Below are 17,607 nucleotides of genomic sequence, written 5' to 3'. Positions count from 1 at the left end.
AACGTTATATTTTTCTAACCCCCCCGAGTCACAAAGTCTTTTTCGAGCATTGTAAGCCAGCGTACCATCATTTCATTGGTCTCTACCTTATAGCCATACTTAAGCACCACTTGTACCGCAAACCACTGCAGTGGCGCCCAGCCATTTGGGCTATCCCATTGTTCTGTTATTTCACTTAAACAGCTGACTAATCCACCTAGTTTCAAGAAGTCGTTCATTAGCCTATTTGCGACAAACTGCTCTAGCCTTATATACTACACAAACATACAATTTTAGCGATGTGCTTACATTCGATTTAGGCCTACGCAGTGAAAATTACAAAGTTGACTACTCTGTTGATGAAGGGCTAGATGGAATTATCAATAAGTTTGTGACCTATGACGAGTGAAAAACGTCATGGACATTGGGTGCCAATCAGAAAATTAATGGTGAAGTAGCTATTTTTGTTCGCATCAATAAAGGCTACAAAATGCCATACTTTGACGATTTCAGAGGTAATTACAACACATATCAGTCTGGAGAGTCATTAATAAAAGAAGTAGCTCAATTAGAGATTGGTTATAAATATATGTCGCAAAACACCGACTTTTTTGCCACGTTATTTGCAAACGAAGTCAAAGGTGATACGTTTATTCGACAATTTGGTACACCCGCTGAAATTCTCACCAACGAAGCTTTCGGGATTGAATTTGATTATACATACAATCATCAATCAGGCCTCTCTGTGAATTTAAATGCAACATGGCAAGATGCTGAAATTACCGAGAGTCAAACCAAATAAGGAAATGAAAGTCAAATACAGCCAAGTTGGCAATTACGTGTCACGCCAAGTTACGAGTTTGAAATTACGGATATGTTTGCAACCGTATACGGAACATTATCCGCAGTGGATGATCGCTTCAGTAATAACGAAAATACCGTTATTTTAGATAGATATGAAAAGCTGGATATTGGAATAATGATTGAACCCACTGATCAGGTGAGATTTCAACTATCAGTCGATAATTAAACGGATGAACAAGGGATCGCAGAAAGAGACCCACGTAACACTGATGCGCCAAACGGTCGTTACATCATGCCGAGAAGTATTAAGTTAACTGTCAGCTACAACTTCTAACTAATTTAACCTCAGCTCTGGATAAGCGAATTTGCCCAATAAAGCTATTTTTCTCACTCTCGGCGTTGCTTTCATTTGTAATAGCCCGCTATTTCTGCATAAAAGCGCCTTGATATTGAACAAGATATCATCATTGGATTGGACGTAAGTTTGTTTACAACAACATCTTCTATTCCAAAACCCTTATCCAAACCTGAGGTTAATTTAAAAAGGCCATAAATTATGGCCTTTTATTACACTAAAGCACGCATTATTAAATCGACACCGGAAATTGAAAGTGCTGATGTGCCTGTTCTTTCATACCTAAATATTCACATGTTTTAATCATCATTTCTAACATCGGCGCGGGGGCAGCGCTACTAATTGAATTGGTCAGTATCGAAAAACGTTTGCCTCTTAATTGCCTTAATGACGCTTTAAGTGCGTCATCATCCATAAACTCTGTAATTCGGTCAAAAAATGCCTTCATTCTCGGGGTAACGGCATACCAATATACTGGAGATGAAAATACCACATGGTCGTATTGTAACACTTGTAAAAATATACGGCGAAAATCATCCTCTTTATGCCTATGGTCATAACTATAATCATGAATAACCAAGTCATCTAAATACACCGAATCAGCCCCTTCATGTTGTGACACATAGTTCTCACTTACTGTCGCAGTATTGCCATGTCTATTTGCACTAGAATATATCACGATTGTTTTCATTACAGTCCTTATTTGCTATATGTTTAGTAGCATGTTAAAACCTTAAGTAGACTTGAGGTAAAGCATTTTATTCAGGAGTTTTATGGGTACTCAGCAGCTACAAGAAGCCAATTTACCCGTCGGCTATGTCGCAAAACGCAGTGATGTGAAAGTATCAACGCTGCATTTCTATGAAACAAAGGGGTTAATACGTAGCTGGCGCAACAATGGCAATCAAAGACGCTACAAACCTGATGTTCTCAGGCGTATCGCAGTCATAAAAGCAGCACAGAGAATGGGCGTCACTCTCGAAGAGATCAAAGAAACGCTCAATACTCTACCTGATAGCCGAACCCCCAATAAACATGACTGGGAAAAGCTGTCAAAACAGTGGCAAGTACAACTCGATGAAAAAATTGCCTATATGCAGAGGTTGAGAGACAGAGTTGATGGATGCATTGGATGTGGCTGTTTGTCTATGAGTAGTTGTCCGCTATATAATCCAGATGACATTCTTGGAGAATCAAATAGTGGGGCCGTATTGCTCGAACATGACTAAATACATACGCTCACCTATATTTTAAACACTGTAAAATCGTCCTCAAACAAAGGTTGTATTTCTTCGTTACACTGAGAGAGTGACATGCGATGACATGTAATCCTTGATACCATACGTACAGTACAATTAAGAACGGATCCATAATGAAAAAAACGACTCTCGGCTTAGCATTGGTTGTTGCGTTAGGTTTAACTGCATGCAACTCTGCCAACCAAACAACCCACACCAAAAACGAATCGACAACCTCAGTTAACCAAAGTTTCGAACAATTCGCAGCATCGCTTATAGATTCATACTGGCAGCACTATCCAGAAGCCTCAAGCTATGCTGGCTATGGCAAGTATGATGATATTATTTCAATTCCCAACGCACAAACTAGGGCAAGCAATAATACATTTAATGAAGCACAGCTTGACGCTTTACAGCAGTTCGATATAAACACACTGAGTGCGAATCAACAAACAGATTACTACCTCATTAAAAACCGCTTGCAGAAAAGCCTTTGGCACAACCAAACATTTAAAAGTTGGCAATGGAATCCATCAAACTATAACGTGTCTGGTGGCTTTGCATTGTTACTTAACAACCGTTTTAAAAGCACTGACGAAAAATTAAACCTTGTTCTTAATCGTTTGAAGTTTGTGCCTGACTATTATCAAGCAGCACAAAACAATATTGAAAACCCAACTCTTGAATATACTCAACTTGCAATACAACAAAACCAAGGCGCTTTCAGTGTATTAAATGATTCACTGCTAGAAATGTTAAGCAGTTCTAATTTATCCAGTGCCGATAAAGCACTATTCAAAGGTCGTTTTGCCGACGCTAAAACCGCCATTCATGGTTATATAGACTATCTAACCAAGTTGGAGAAGGAGCTAGTTGCCACGGACTCTGCACGTTCATTTAGAATTGGTGAATCACTCTATGAACAAAAATTTGCGTTCGATATACAGTCTGGCTACACGGCCAAACAAATGTACCAAAAAGCCCTTGCTGACAAAGACAGAGTGACTTCTGAAATGATCGGCATTACCAACAAGTTATGGCCTAAGTATTTTCCTGCAACACCGCAGCCTGAGAACGATACTCAAGCCATCTCAAAATTAATTAAACACTTATCAGTTAAACACGTCGACAAGCACAAATTTGTTGATGAGATTTCGACTCAAATCCCTGCACTTGAAGCTTTTGTGAAAGAAAAAGACTTAATCACACTTGATGCTGATAAACCGCTCGTTGTCCGTAAAACACCTGAATATATGCGTGGTTACGCGATGGCCTCGATTAGCTCTCCAGGCCCATACGAAAGCAAAGGCAACACCTTCTATAATGTCGAGCCGCTTGGCGACATGGACGATGAAAAAGCAAGCTCTTACCTTCGTGAGTACAATCATTGGATTTTACAAATTTTAAATATTCACGAGGCAATCCCTGGTCACTACACTCAGTTAGTGTACGCGAACAAATCTCCTTCATTAATTAAAAGTCTATTTAGTAATGGTGCCATGATAGAGGGTTGGGCCGTATACACTGAACGTATGATGCTTGAAGAAGGTTACGGCAACTTTGAGCCTGAAATGTGGCTTATGTATTACAAGTGGAATTTACGTGTGATCTGTAACACCATTTTGGATTACGCTATTCATGTCGAAGGACTTAGTAAAGAGGCCGGACTAGACTTGCTGATGAATGGGGCATTTCAAGAACAAGCAGAAGCGCAAGGTAAATGGCGCAGAGCAACCCTTAGCCAAGTACAATTAACAAGCTACTACAGCGGATACCGAGAAATTTACGATTTGCGTGAGGCGCAAAAAGTTAAATTGGGGAATAGCTTCGACTTGAAAATATTCCATGAAACATTTTTAAGCTTTGGCAGTGCACCCGTTAAGTACATAACGAAATTGATGCAATAACGAGATAATAAGCAGCAGAATGAGCCTAGTTCACTCTGTTGCTTACAATAGGCCCATAGTAACTATCTGTGTTTGCCCTCACAAACACCTTTCTAATTACCCATAGGTGAACAATGAAATATCTTCTACCACCCCTTATGGTATTACTATCTTTTTATAGTACCGCTGATGAAAAACACGCACCAATCTCAGTAGAAACGATTGTAAAAACAACGCAAAGCTGGAACGGTAATACACTCCCAGCTTACCCAAAAGGTCAACCAGAAATTACTATTTTGAAAATAGCTATCGCCCCAGGCGTCACATTGCCTTGGCATCAACACCCCGTTATTAATGCAGGCGTGTTACTCAAAGGTGAGTTGCTAGTTACAACCAAAAAAGGGAAAAAGCTCAAAATGACTGCCGGTGATCCTATTACTGAAGTAATAGACACATGGCACTACGGGGTAAATACCGGTACTGACACTGCTGAAATTATGGTTTTTTATGCTGGTATTGAAAACCAGCCTATCACGATTAAGCAATAACGTTCATTAATTATGCTTTACTCTTTTACATACAGTAAAGCATCCATTGCTGTACATTTTTCTATTAATCAATTTAAGCATAGTCAGTTCAGACACCAGTCAGTTTCGATCACTATAATCCCCGCTCTTTTATTTTTCTATTATGCTTAATTGAAGCTAATATTGAGCGATGCACACAATGAATACATTTTTTTCTTTTTTGAAAAGTCGTAATTGGATGCTGTGGGCACTGATCTTAGGTGTTGCTACAGGCCTTATTTTTGGTGAACGCGTTGCATTTTTACAACCCATAGGTAATGGCTTCGTTAAGCTGATGCAGATCACTATATTCCCGTATATTGTCGTAAGCCTGATAGTCGGACTAGGAAAGTTTAGTCCTGAGCAAGTCAAAAGTATTTTACTCAAAGCTGCAACCGTAATGATAAGCTTATGGTGCATTGGTCTCGCTGCTATTTGGTGCTTTGCATTAACACTACCTCAACATGACGCTGGGACATTTTTTTCGCCAGCCCTTATTAGCCCTACGGCCTCCATCAATTTTGCTGAACATTATATCCCCGCCAATCCATTCGCCTCTTTAGCACAAGGTAACGTACCTGCCATCGTCATTTTCTGTATCGCTTTAGGCAGTTCATTAATAGCAAATAAACGTAAAACAACGGTACTTGACTTTCTTGAAGTCATTGGACAGGGGCTAACGGTAATCTCAAAAAAGATCATTGCGATTTTCCCTATTGGTATTTTTGCGATGACCGCCAGTACGGCTGGTACGCTCAGTGGTGAACAATTAAATAATCTGCAAGTATATTGGGTCTTGGTATTATGCCTTGGACTATATTTAATGCTTGTACTCATGCCGATGATAGTGGCTGCTTTTACACCAATAAAATACCGGGACCTTATTCTAGTAATGCGTAATGCGTGGATAACGGCTTTCAGTACCGGAAACGTCTTTATTGTATTGCCGGTTATCACAGAAGGGATCAAAGAGCACCTGCGAAAAACCAATCAAGCTGATGAGCAAGCTGATCACATTGCCGAGGTACTTGTGCCTATTGCTTACACATTCCCTAGCCTCGGTAAACTCACCACATTGATGTTCGTCATGTTCGCAGCATGGTTAACGGGGAGTCCAGTCGGTATTTCTGATATTCCTAATGTTACCCTGTCGGCGATGCTGAGTTACTTTGCCAATGTGCATATCGCAATCCCGTTTTTACTTGATAGCTTGAAAATTCCAGCCGATAGCTATCAGTTGTACTTGTCTATGTCGGTACTCAGTGCCAAAGTAGTATCACCTACAACGGTCATTTATATATTTTCTTTTGTATTTTTAAGTATTTTCTATTGCCGAAAACAACTGCATTTAAAACGATTACGCTCGGTATATTACCTTGCACTCTTGAGCGTATGCCTGCCCATATTCATGTTTGCCAGCTACACACTAAATAGTCATTTAGCAGGCAACAGTAAAGCTGCTGACGACATCATTGCAAATATGGTGATTGCAGAAACAGTCCCAGCACATGTATTAAACCACGTACCCAAAGCATATCATTCCGGAGAGTTGTCACTCACCAATATTGATATTATTCAAAAGCGAAACTTAATTAGAGTTGGTTACTTAGTTGATAATGTCCCTTTTAGCTACTTTAACCAAAAAAATGAACTCGTTGGCTTTGATATTAGTTTGGCCCATCGGCTTGCTGATGATTTACAAGTTGAAGTTGAGTTTATCCCCTTTAAAAAACACCAATTAAGTGAATACCTTAACAAAGGCTATTTTGATATTGCCATGTCTGGATTAGAAATAAATGTGGTCGATTTAACCAAGGTTCGATTCAGTGATCATGTGCTAAAATTGCAATTAGCATTACTCGCCAAAGATCACCAATTACAACGCTTTGCACATAAAAGCGATATAACAAACCTCTCTAGCGTACAGTTTGCTCATGTAGAATATGGCCCTATTTTAAATAAGGTAACAAAGCAATACCCCAATATACACTTTTCTGAACTGAACAATTTAAAGCAATACTTTACGGACCCTAATAATTTTGATGCACTGGTGATCAGTGCTGAAGCTGGGTTCGCATGGAGCATGTTTTACCCTGAATTCGGTGTAATTGTCCCGCAAGAAGGTTCCATCAAGTACCCTGTTGGGTTCGCTATTGCTAAACGCAATCTGGATCTGCTGAGCTATATTAATTCATGGCTCGATATTCAAAAAGCCAATGGTAAAGTGCATGACGCCTATAACTATTGGATTTTAGGTTTAGGAGGCCAAAAGGAAGACACCCGCTGGTCACTCATCGACACGTACACTCGCCAACCCACTCAATAACCAATAGCACATGAGCCCAAGTAAGGCAGTTTGACACAGCAGTGCACAAAGCAACTTAACGTTAAATTGCCACTTTTTAGACTTATGGTGAAACACATCTTGAGCAACATACATACTAAAGTGCGCCCCTAAAGACGATACAAGGAGTAAACTGAGTTCGCTGAGCCTTTTTTCTTGCCTGCAGGCTCGGCGTTTATCTAGCCAAAACAGCACCATAAAAATACCATTAGCTACCAACACAGCTACTGCAATATACTTTCCTATAACAGGTAGCTCGACACCGAGTAAAATAAGCATCAAACCATTAAAAAAAAGTATAGAGTGACCGATAGCGCGTGCAAAACTGTTCAATTATTCTCCTTAATTTCTATGTCCATACGCATTGACGAAACGCTCTGGCTTAGTTCTCGCTACATCAATCTTATCTCAATTGATTTAAGAGCAAACAAATATGGCAATTCTAGCAGGTTATTTTTCTTTTGATACGGATCATGCTGACAAAAAATGCATAATAAACAAGTTAATACGATATTTTGAATCATATCCGAGTAGTGATGTAAATCGCTTTACTTGCAATCGCGGTGTCATACTCCAATACGACTTTGACGCTTACAAACAGCCTGCGTGGTTGCACAATGATTTGCAAGTTGCAACGCTTATCGGCCACCCACTTATTACCAGTGACCGCAGCAACGACCTTACAACGCTTGCAGATAATTTTGAAAAGTTAACAGAAATGCTGCTTAGCAGTGATGGGGTTTTCAATTACGCCCAGTACAACACCGAACACGAAAAGTTGGTACTAGCAACTGACCCCCTCGCTATCCGCCCATTTTATTATATGCATATTGGTACTGGCCTATTGTTTTCGACACAACTTAACTTATTTAAAGAATTAGGGGTGACATTAACACGTAATTACGCAGCACTATGTGAATTAGCCACGCTTGGGTACACGTTACTTGATCACACCCCGTATAACGAAGTTCGCAGGGCTACACCCGCTGAGTTGTTAGTGTTCGATAAAAGTGGGCACACATGTGAGAATTACCTCGACTGGCAGGCATTAGCCAAACAAAAATTAGATTTAGGTGATGCTGTTACAGAGTTAGATCAAGCCTTTAAATCTGTCGTCGCTAAAGCAAGTAAAACAGATTCAACTGTACTCAGCACCCTATCAAATGGACTTGATAGCAGAGTGCTAAATACGCAACTTTCGCGAATAAGTAAAAAAATCAAAGCCGTTCATCTCACACGAAAACCCGCCCAAATAAAAAAGCAGTTATTTGAATTTACTCAGGAAAATGACATTGTATTGACTGCCGTAAACCCAGAGTATCATCAATTAAATTCTCTAGAAGCAATTTTAGGTGATTTAAACGATAGTCACCCTAAATTTCTCAGAGGTGTATCTAGGCCAACCCTCGCCTGGGTCGGTCATGGTGGCAACAGCTCACTTGGCTTAACCAACTACACCGATGAAGTCTACCAAGCAGCTAAATCTAATGATTTATTGTGTCTGGTACATAAATTCTTAGAACAACAACAAGGTTATCTTCCTAAGTCGGTTATTAATCATGCAGATGAACTTCAACGAGCGCTCATCTATAACCTCTGCCAGGCCATTGGTCAGTACCAATCTCTAGGGTTAGATAAGGCGGTGCAGCTGTTTCTCTTGCTGAACGAGCAACATCACCATTTAGAAACCATTTTTGAGAACGTAGACCAATATCGAGTCGAGTATTTTTGCCCTTTCTATTCACACAAAATCATTCAAAGTGCTTTAGCATTGCCAGTTGAGAAAGTACGTAACCACGCTTTTTATCATACATGGGTAAACTATGCTTACCCGCAAGTCTGTCGATTCCCGTGGACCGCATATCAAGAGCATGAGTGCGCAGAAGTTGCCACTACGCCCAAAGACACACAACACCTTCCAAGACTTAACTTTAGGGGGATCATAGGACATTGGTTATCAGTACTCAAAAATGACAACCAACCATTCATTAAGAAAAAGCAGTTGACGGCTTTATGTCTGCTGCACTTATTGCGAATTAAAGATGCTTCTTCCCATTTGAGCGCCGTGATGCATTTCACTCGATGGTGATCAAACATCCATGCCCTATGCCAGTAATAACATACCGCTCTATTGCTGGCTCATCTTAATCAATTGCGCAATATCCGTCGCTGAACGTGTGTTTTGGGGTAAAATTATCCGTTGCAATTGCGCAAAGAACTCAGAGGAAACAAAAGGCTTTACGGCCGCAAGAAATGTGCGACTAGAAGTAGCGTTTCCTTTATTGACGCTATCTTGAAAAGCTTGCCATATGGTAAAGCCGGTTACTGCAGGGTTTAACTTATTGGCCTCATTATGAATTGCCTGATTAATTAAAAGGCCACATGTATAATACACGTTAAACTTTCTCCTATCCCCTGAGTCTACCAATGCATATCCTTTCAGGTCAGTGATGCAACGTGACTTCGCTTTACTCACCCTATCTACAATCGTACTTCTTTCATGCGGTAATAACTCAGTTAACGTGATACTGGCCATGAATTCGGCCATGCCCTCATGGATCCACGCGTGTTCATGATCTACAATATCTGCGGCCGCACCTTGAAATAAATGCGCAATTTCATGAGAGAAAAACCACAATGTATCCACCTCATTAATTCCTAGATGTGCTATTTTCCCATACCAATGCATAAATACTTGGTTAGCTAACACGCCTCCTTGGTTCCCATACGTACCGTTATCAGTACTGCTGTATGATGCAAACAACATAGGTTTTTCTGCTAATGCTGCAAAGCGAGACGCATACTGCGTCATAATTAAGGGCAGATACTTATCCAAATATTGCTGGGCTTTGGTTGGTAAACCAGGATCTATAACAGCGATAAAGTCACTGTTTTCATTAGTTATGTTGGGTCCCACATAGATTTTTTCACCGTCATTGGTACTTTGCCAAACAACCTCTTGACGCTTTAACGCACCTTTAAGAATAATATTGCGTGTTGCTGGGGCTTGCAGCTTGATACGCCACTGTGTGATGTAGTTACTACATAGCTCTGGACAAACGAAGAAACGGCCTGAATGCAGTAATACGCCTCCGTCTGTAAAAGGTGAAAACGGTGCATATTCTTTTGGCAAACTAACATATGAGGGAGTTAAGTAAAACGTGACTTTTGTAAACGGCAGACCATCCAAACGCCGGATATACTCCCTAGAGTTATGATAAACAATACCATATTCTTTTTCTGTCGCCCGCCAACGCGTTCCTCTTGAGTGATTGGGTGATGATTTAAAAACAAGTTGTTGCACAGGCTGCTCAGCTTCGTACGTGACAAGCCATACACCATTTTCTTTATTAACAATTGTTGTGTTGACTGACGTTATTGAAAACACTTTTAATGAGATTACGCTTAATATTAAGCAAAGAGAAAACAATATTAATTTCAAAACTCTGTCTACCATCGTGCCTTTATAAAGAACAAAAATATACCCAAGAAATTTGGATGCAATATATAACATATAATTAAGCTACAAAATTCAATATAGAAGTTTTATAAGCAGTCTATTTTAAACACCTTTTTAGCACGTCAAGATTGTGCAATGTTATATATAAAACTTATTTTAATGCTTTTATCTTAGCCCTGCGTTTTGTGATAAACATTATTGTATATCACCTTCGACTCGAAAATATATAAGACACCATACTAACATTACCTACAATAACCTCGGCAGTAAAAAATCATACTCATCTATATTGCCTATCACCACCGACTTCTATTTTATTCTGCTTATGCAGCCAAGAATCAGACCTAAATGATGACATCATCTAAACGTCTGATGCACAATGCTTGATCAATGAAGTGGCAATAAAGCATACCCAAACCTTGCTAAAGAACGTTATTCCTTATCATTCTCTAGCGAGTGTGGTAACCATGTGAGCATTTTTTCATATAGTACTTCAGGCACAATAGGCTTCGCAACATAGTCATCCATTCCCGCCTCCAAACACTTATTTCTGTCTCCTACCATAGCATTAGCCGTCATCGCAATAATTGGGATCTCTTTGTATAACGTCCCACCTTTTCCGGCCCTAATAGCTTTGGTTGCTTCATACCCATCCATTTCGGGCATCTGACAATCCATAAAAATAACATTGTAAGGCTTTGAGTGTTGGGCCTGCTTTAAGTAAGAGATCACTTCTTTACCATTTGCAGCAACATCAATAAATGATAATCCAAGCTTTTTAAACATGCTGGTTGCGACAATCTGATTTACCTGATTATCTTCAGCTAACAATATTCTAATCGATTGACACCATTGTACATTTTCAATGTCAGGACCCACTTTATTCTTAAGCGTTTTAATATAGTGCGAGGTGACTAAAGGTTCAGCCTTAGCCAGTGCCTCACCATTTTCAGCCACAATGGCCAAAGCATCGAATAAATCTGACGTTGTCGCTGGCTTAGGGAAATACCCCGCAAAGCCCAACTCAGCAAAAAACCGCGCATCACCTTGATGACCCATTGAGGTCATCATAACCAACTTCATATTCTTAAAGCGTGTATTAGCAACTAATGCATTTCCTAGTTGCGCGCCATCCATATTCGGCATTTGCATATCTAAAAAAGCAATGTCAAAACACGTATTGTGCTCTGCATAATACGCTTCACATATCGCCAAAGCTTGTACCCCCGAAGGCGCCTCTGAAACTTGTGCGCCCCAATGTTCCAACTGGCCTCTTAGCACTTCACGGTTAGTATCATTGTCATCAACAATAAGTAAATGCAACTTAGTGGTGTCAACGCTTGGAATTACCTGCAATGAGCCCGCGCTTTTTTGTAATTTGATATGAAAACTAAACTGGCTACCTCGACCGACATCACTGGTAACCGCCACATCGCCATGCATCAATTCACATAGCTTTTTGACAATCGCTAACCCCAGCCCAGTACCACCATATTTACGAGTCGTCGAGGCATCCACTTGCGAGAACGACTTAAACAACTTACTTTGCTGAACGTTCGAAATACCAATCCCCGTATCTCGAATGACACAATTGAATAGCCAATGCGTCTCGTCAGCTTCAGACAAACTCGATTCAATAACCACTTCACCTTCACTGGTAAATTTAATGGCGTTGCTTACTAAATTAGTCAATATTTGCCTTAGCCGGCCTGGGTCGCCTTTAACCACCGATTCATTTATGCTGGTCATATTTAGCACAAGTTCTAATTGCTTATCATGTGCTTGAATTGCAGCAGCTTCCGCAAACTCACCGAGCATGCCACGTAAATCAAAGTCCAAGTACTCTAATTCAAGCTTACCTGCATCCACCTTTGAAAAATCTAAAATATCATTAATCAGGGTCAATAAAGAGTTTGCGCTACTCATAGCAACCCGCGCTCTATGGTGCTGTTCATCAGTTAAGTTACTGTTGAGTAATAAATTCAGCATGCCTAACACCCCATTCATAGGGGTTCTTATTTCATGGCTCATAGACGCTAAAAATTCGCTTTTAGCAATGCTGGCATTTTCAGCCATAGCTTTTGCTTCGATAAGCGCTTGTTGAGATTCAATCCGTTCGGTGATGTCTTGTTGAATACCAACAAACGCAGTCAATGTATCCGTTTCATCAAACACAGGTGATATCTGTAAATTGTTCCAAAAAGGCGTACCATCCGCTTTATAATTTAATATTTCAACACGATGTTTTTTACGCTGTCGTAGTGTTTTTCTAATTTCAGCAATGGTGTCTTCTTGCGTTTCTTTGCCTTGTAAAAATCGACAATTACTTCCCAATACTCGTTTGTCATAACCTGTAATTCGAGTAAAAGCACTATTAATAAAAACCAGAGGGTGATCATCCGTTCTAGCGTCCGATATTGAAATACCCACATTGCATGACTCAATCGCCTGGGCTAACAAATCATTATGCTCTTTGGCTTTTTTAAGAGCCTCTTGAAATAGCCTTTGCTCGGTTATATCCGTCAACGAACCGGCCATTCGAGTTGCACGTCCATTTTCATCTCTCAGTGCAATCCCTTTGGCACGATAATAGCGATATTCGCCAGTCGCATGACGCAATTGATAACCCACATCGTATGGGTCACCATGTTCAATGTGTTTATTGAGTTGCTCAATGACTCGATCTTTATCTGTCGGGTGCAAATGTGTTTCTAAGCTTGAGAATAAATTTGGAAAGCCATCAAAGTCATCTCCTTCATAGCCCAGTAACTCTCTATAACGCGGTGCGTAATACACTTCACCAGTCACAATATTCCAATCCCACAACCCATCGTGACTACCTTGCACAGCTAATTTGTACCGCTCTTCACTGGCGATGGTTGCTTGTTGAGATAGCTCCAATTGCTTAAATGGATTTAACAACAACTGTTTACCAAAAATCAGCAGTAAACCCGATGACAATACTAAGCTAATGACAATTGCCCAACCAATATCGAGCATGAAACCCCATACTTTATCATCCAGTAAATTGACATGCGTTAGGTACTCAAATTTTATGCCTGTTGAGCCAATTTTTTGCACACCCGTACTAACATACTCATACTCAGCGTCTACATTGGTAAACGAAACCCATCGCCCTTCAATGCGAATAGCATGAGCGCGGCTATCTAACGCAACCGCCAATAACTCATGTAAGCTGGTTTTAAATTCAACCAATAATGCCCCTTCCGTGAAGCCATTATACTGGACGGGTACCAACACTTTAAAAAAGTAATCTTGGTGTACCTTATTAAGCACTATTGCATGACTCAATTCACCATCTAATATACGCGTTAACCACTCATTCTGCGTTTCTATTGCTGGGCTCAATGGCGCATTACTATATACTATGTCTCCAAGAATATTGACCAGCCGTATTGGCTCTTTCTGCCCTAATATTTTATATCCATCGAGAAAATCAGAGACCGATGCTTTCGATAATTCACTGCCCATCACCCCATTTGTTAAAATAGGATGACGAGCCAAATCTTGTAAAATCTGTTGTCGAGTCTCTAAAAACTGTCTCAAATAGCTCGCAGCAAGTTGGGCTTCAACTTTACTTGATTGCTGTTGTAGTACTCGTACCGTATCGTCAGCACGACTTCCCACTAATAAAATACTAACAATCAGGGATATAAATAAGCTTGCTCCTAAAAATGCATAAAAAGCTTTATCTGACGTAAGACTGAGCTTTTCTTGTATTTCTTTACGCATATTTCTCATCACTCTGTGTGGTTAGGTAGTACGTTGATCCCACCAAACTCATCAAAACTGGCCATACAAATGTCCTCAAGTCCCAATGCTTCATGCGCATCTGGGTTAGTTGTACTCCATTCACCAAAGGGTCGAGTGTAAGTTTTCAGTAAACCCACTACCGGCTTTTTCAAATTCTCAAGTGAGTCTTTTAGTCGTTTTCGGTCTTGAGTTAAATTACCTGTTAGCGGGGTTTGTTGCAGCGCTGCAATAAGTATTTTACCTATGTCATAACTATGCACAAAGCCTGCTGGTGCAGCGAGTCTATCTGGATCCGCCAATTTATCAGGAAACAGTGCTTGCCCAGCAAATATTGCACGACGTCCCTCTTCAGTCAGTGGTCGATGTTTTAGCGAAAAGCAACTTTGTATAAAATTAAGGGCTAGGTTCTTTTGTAACTCATTTTTGACTGATGCATAGAAATTTCCTCCAGTAATGCCCCAGTGACTGATGATGGGTAGTCTTAAGTTATTGGGTAGACTTCCCATCGCCTTCACAAAATACTTTCCTTCTATTGCATTGCCTACGAACAAAATACAGTCAGCCTTTGAATTTATGATGTCTCTTAATATTATTTTGCTGCGATTGAGCTGTGTATTCCAATTAAACCACGTGACGTTTACATCAGCTTGCTTAATTGTCGTTTTCTTTAACGCTGCTCGGATCGTTTTCTCATTCGACTGGCCCCAAGGGGTGCTTTCTAACAACATATGCGGATTGCTGCAATTCAAACTATCAACGGCATAACTGGCTATTTTATACCCGGCTTTAGTGTCATCAATTGATACTCTAAAAACCCAATTGTTATCACTTGGATACCGCGTAATAGGCCCACCGGCTGCCCACGGTACCAGCAGCAGAATTTCATTTTCATTAATATAATTACGGTTTTTAATATACGGGGGAGAGTGTAACCCCCCAAGTATGATAAATGCCTGAGGATCTTTTAAAAACTGACGCATATGCAGCAAACTGCGATTGCTGTTACCTCGATGATCTTTTTCTACAAACTCAATTTTGAAACCTTGTACCATATTGTTGACTTGAGCCAATGCCGTCATAAAGCCCATTTTCATCGCTTGCGCAGAAGCGTGGTGATTTGAATAATCTGAGTCATGATAGATTTTTAAAATCTTATCTTCATTAGCGGCAAAACACGCAGTACTAAAACACAGTGCTAAACCTATTAGCCTCATTACAAGTTTTGTCATTTACAGTCCGTATTTAGCATTGTTTTTCAATACTTAAAAATAGCGTAAATAACAGAGATTGTGGAGTCAGTTAGCAAATAAAATGCGTACCTAACTCATATGACTCATTAAACATTCACCAACATGCCTCCAAACTTGTTGTGAATTCAAAATTCGCCCATGACCTAAACCCTGTGTTGAGTATATGTCAATATGCGCATGTTGCTGTGCTTGCTCATAGGCTAAATCATGACGCGCAAATTTGTCTTCAATATCGTGAATAATTGTGATTTTACTGTGATTTATAAGCTGTTGTTCAGGCAACAAATCACTAAACTTCATATCATGCTCGTTTTCAATCGACGCCAGTACATCAGTGAATAACGATTCAACAATTCCGATAGAGAGGATCCTATCTCTAAACCCTGTATAAAAGTCAAACGGGGGCGCAATCAAAATATGCTGCTCAATCTGCCAATTTGAATTAAGTGCCGCAATACCGCCCATAGAGTGACTAATAATCGCTTTAACTGGTTGAGCTATCATTTCCAACACCGCATTTAATGCACAAATGAACTTGGGAAGGTTTGCTTGGTCACCACCACTTTGGCCATGGGCATAATGATCGAATGCCACCACTTTAAAGCCCAATGCAACCACATGATCCATCAACGCATAAAATTGACTCGCACTGCCTGACCAACCATGTGTAAATAACACCACAGGCCCTTCTCCGGCACTAATAACATGAATGGGGCCTAACTTACTCGCCAACACATCTGATTTAAACCGCGCAGGTACCGTTTGTTTGACATTATGACGCACCGGCGTCATTAATAACTTTTTAGCGTACTTTTGTGCAGTACGCGGCATGACACTGTGCATGGATTTTGACAGTATTTGCATAGCGTAAAAGCGCACTCTTTTAGCGTCACTTTTGTCTGAAAAATATATCTTACTGCTCATAACACTCTCTTATTGATACCGTTGAATAAGCGCGCTCAAAGCACACTTAAATCGAGTATGTTGCTCATCTTCAAATCCGACCCACACCATATGTTGAGACCCTAGATATAATGAATGAAGTTCAAACACAAACTGCCGTGCATCGCCTTTCATTTGCCCTTCATTCGCTGCGGTTTGCGCCAATTGAGTCAGGTACTCTAGCCATTGTTGCAAACGCTTTTTGACTAAATCTTGAATAGCGCCCGGCTGGTCATCAAATTCAACTGAGGTAGATACAAAAATGCAGCTACTCCCTTGCGACCGGTACCAGTTCAGCCAACATTCAACGGTCGTCAAAAGTTTCTCCATTGCCGAGTTCATGTTTACTGTTGGCTGGATCACGGCGTCAGTGAATATACTCTGAGCATATTCCAACACCTCCAATTGCAAATTTTCCTTTGAGTTAAAATGCCCAAACAGGCCTGATTTTGACAGCCCCGTGATCGTCGCCAAACCCCCAATAGTCAAATCATTTAGGCTAGTCGCTGTCGCCACATTCAACGCGGTTGCCAAGATCTGCTGTTTTGTTTGCTTACCTTTACCCACTCAAACCTCAAAAAAGTACGAACGTTCGTTTTTATAATAGTCAAAAAAAATATAATAGCAATGCATTCGGTATCTAAATAACACCTGCCGCGACACAGTTTTACGATGCAATGAACAACATATGAGCCTAAGAAAGTGCGCTCAGTAATACCTAAAAGTAGCAATACCTCTCGAATTAATAGCGGTTATTCCACTAACATGACCCGATGGAGAATTGATTGAGTTCAATACACTCTATACAAAAACAGACATAATTTAAGCTGCTGATAAGTAACACAGCAAAGGCAATAAGCAGGTGACTAAAATTGCATAAAAAGCGCTCAAACACTTAATTCGTTCAACAGTGCTTTTGGAAAAAGAACACCCCCTCAGATTGGTGGTGGGGGCTTGCCCCTGCGTAAAGTGTGTAAAATCAGCAAAACGCCCACCATCGCGAGATTTA

General features: G+C 40.3%; 13 protein-coding genes and 1 pseudogene. 6 read left to right on the top strand and 8 right to left on the bottom strand.

Annotated features, from left to right (window positions below; genetic code table 11):
* Window positions 1-14: 14 nt before the first annotated feature.
* Entirely contained in the window at window positions 15-218 is a 204-nt protein-coding gene (locus J8M01_RS24155) for a trehalase family glycosidase (protein ID WP_282100504.1), read from the bottom strand.
* A gap of 26 nt (window positions 219-244) precedes the next feature.
* On the opposite strand from J8M01_RS24155, the pseudogene J8M01_RS03975 reads away from it, so the two are divergent.
* Window positions 245-1,117: pseudogene (locus J8M01_RS03975) on the top strand (TonB-dependent receptor); the annotation flags it as partial.
* A 253-nt stretch (window positions 1,118-1,370) separates the two neighbouring features.
* On the opposite strand, the gene J8M01_RS03970 reads toward J8M01_RS03975, so the two are convergent.
* Window positions 1,371-1,829: a flavodoxin family protein gene (locus tag J8M01_RS03970; RefSeq protein ID WP_192509935.1), complete on the bottom strand. Its 459-nt coding sequence runs from the start codon at window positions 1,827-1,829 to the stop codon at window positions 1,371-1,373.
* Between the two features lie 82 nt (window positions 1,830-1,911).
* Between J8M01_RS03970 and soxR the strand changes: the two genes are divergently transcribed.
* The 4 genes from soxR to J8M01_RS03950 all read left to right on the top strand — a co-directional run bounded on the left by soxR (window position 1,912) and on the right by J8M01_RS03950 (window position 7,154).
* Entirely contained in the window at window positions 1,912-2,367 is a 456-nt protein-coding gene (soxR, locus tag J8M01_RS03965; protein WP_211053010.1) for a redox-sensitive transcriptional activator SoxR, read from the top strand.
* Between the two features lie 143 nt (window positions 2,368-2,510).
* The gene (locus J8M01_RS03960; protein WP_211057090.1) at window positions 2,511-4,283 is read left to right on the top strand and encodes a DUF885 domain-containing protein; all 1,773 of its coding nucleotides are present in this window, start codon (window positions 2,511-2,513) and stop codon (window positions 4,281-4,283) included.
* A 113-nt stretch (window positions 4,284-4,396) separates the two neighbouring features.
* A complete protein-coding gene (locus J8M01_RS03955) occupies window positions 4,397-4,810 on the top strand; it encodes a cupin domain-containing protein (RefSeq protein WP_210997674.1) in 414 nt (137 codons plus the stop codon).
* 178 nt (window positions 4,811-4,988) lie between these two features.
* Window positions 4,989-7,154, top strand: a complete 2,166-nt coding sequence (locus J8M01_RS03950; RefSeq protein WP_247670980.1) for a cation:dicarboxylase symporter family transporter — start codon at window positions 4,989-4,991, stop codon at window positions 7,152-7,154.
* Here the strand turns inward: J8M01_RS03950 and J8M01_RS03945 are convergent.
* A complete protein-coding gene (locus J8M01_RS03945) occupies window positions 7,116-7,505 on the bottom strand; it encodes a DUF1294 domain-containing protein (protein ID WP_211057089.1) in 390 nt (129 codons plus the stop codon). The two genes, J8M01_RS03950 and J8M01_RS03945, sit on opposite strands and share 39 nt — an antisense overlap.
* Before the next feature lie 100 nt (window positions 7,506-7,605).
* Here J8M01_RS03945 and J8M01_RS03940 point away from each other — a divergent pair, with 100 nt between their 5' ends.
* On the top strand, window positions 7,606-9,261 hold the full coding sequence (locus tag J8M01_RS03940) for a hypothetical protein (protein WP_211057088.1): 1,656 nt from the start codon (window positions 7,606-7,608) through the stop codon (window positions 9,259-9,261).
* Between the two features lie 39 nt (window positions 9,262-9,300).
* Here the strand turns inward: J8M01_RS03940 and J8M01_RS03935 are convergent, their stop codons facing one another.
* The 5 genes from J8M01_RS03935 to J8M01_RS03915 all read right to left on the bottom strand — a co-directional run bounded on the left by J8M01_RS03935 (window position 9,301) and on the right by J8M01_RS03915 (window position 17,165).
* Window positions 9,301-10,614, bottom strand: a complete 1,314-nt coding sequence (locus J8M01_RS03935) for a hypothetical protein (RefSeq protein ID WP_211057087.1) — start codon at window positions 10,612-10,614, stop codon at window positions 9,301-9,303.
* Between the two features lie 450 nt (window positions 10,615-11,064).
* Entirely contained in the window at window positions 11,065-14,385 is a 3,321-nt protein-coding gene (locus J8M01_RS03930; RefSeq protein WP_247670979.1) for a response regulator, read from the bottom strand.
* Between the two features lie 8 nt (window positions 14,386-14,393).
* The gene (locus tag J8M01_RS03925; RefSeq protein ID WP_211057085.1) at window positions 14,394-15,635 is read right to left on the bottom strand and encodes an ABC transporter substrate-binding protein; all 1,242 of its coding nucleotides are present in this window, start codon (window positions 15,633-15,635) and stop codon (window positions 14,394-14,396) included.
* 90 nt (window positions 15,636-15,725) lie between these two features.
* Complete coding sequence (locus J8M01_RS03920; RefSeq protein ID WP_211057084.1) at window positions 15,726-16,580, bottom strand: alpha/beta fold hydrolase; 855 nt, start codon at window positions 16,578-16,580, stop codon at window positions 15,726-15,728.
* Between the two features lie 9 nt (window positions 16,581-16,589).
* Window positions 16,590-17,165, bottom strand: coding sequence for a TetR/AcrR family transcriptional regulator (locus J8M01_RS03915; RefSeq protein WP_211057083.1), 576 nt, complete (start codon window positions 17,163-17,165; stop codon window positions 16,590-16,592).
* Between the last annotated feature and the right edge of the window lie 442 nt (window positions 17,166-17,607).

The organism is Pseudoalteromonas sp. MMG005, assembly GCF_018101015.1.
Classification (GTDB): Bacteria; Pseudomonadota; Gammaproteobacteria; order Enterobacterales; family Alteromonadaceae; genus Pseudoalteromonas; species Pseudoalteromonas aurantia.
Note: the sequence above shows the minus strand (reverse complement) of the source record. Positions and strands in the feature narration are given on the sequence as shown.

Excerpts from the sequence above, each read along its gene's own strand:
- J8M01_RS03960 (WP_211057090.1), top strand. The coding sequence starts at position 2,511 with ATGAAAAAAACGACTCTCGGCTTAGCATTGGTTGTTGCGTTAGGTTTA.
- J8M01_RS03950 (WP_247670980.1), top strand. The coding sequence starts at position 4,989 with ATGAATACATTTTTTTCTTTTTTGAAAAGTCGTAATTGGATGCTGTGG.
- J8M01_RS03925 (WP_211057085.1), bottom strand. The coding sequence starts at position 15,635 with ATGACAAAACTTGTAATGAGGCTAATAGGTTTAGCACTGTGTTTTAGT.
- J8M01_RS03970 (WP_192509935.1), bottom strand. The coding sequence starts at position 1,829 with ATGAAAACAATCGTGATATATTCTAGTGCAAATAGACATGGCAATACT.
- J8M01_RS03940 (WP_211057088.1), top strand. The coding sequence starts at position 7,606 with ATGGCAATTCTAGCAGGTTATTTTTCTTTTGATACGGATCATGCTGAC.
- J8M01_RS03920 (WP_211057084.1), bottom strand. The coding sequence starts at position 16,580 with ATGAGCAGTAAGATATATTTTTCAGACAAAAGTGACGCTAAAAGAGTG.
- soxR (WP_211053010.1), top strand. The coding sequence starts at position 1,912 with ATGGGTACTCAGCAGCTACAAGAAGCCAATTTACCCGTCGGCTATGTC.
- J8M01_RS03930 (WP_247670979.1), bottom strand. The coding sequence starts at position 14,385 with ATGCGTAAAGAAATACAAGAAAAGCTCAGTCTTACGTCAGATAAAGCT.
- J8M01_RS03955 (WP_210997674.1), top strand. The coding sequence starts at position 4,397 with ATGAAATATCTTCTACCACCCCTTATGGTATTACTATCTTTTTATAGT.
- J8M01_RS24155 (WP_282100504.1), bottom strand. The coding sequence starts at position 218 with ATGAACGACTTCTTGAAACTAGGTGGATTAGTCAGCTGTTTAAGTGAA.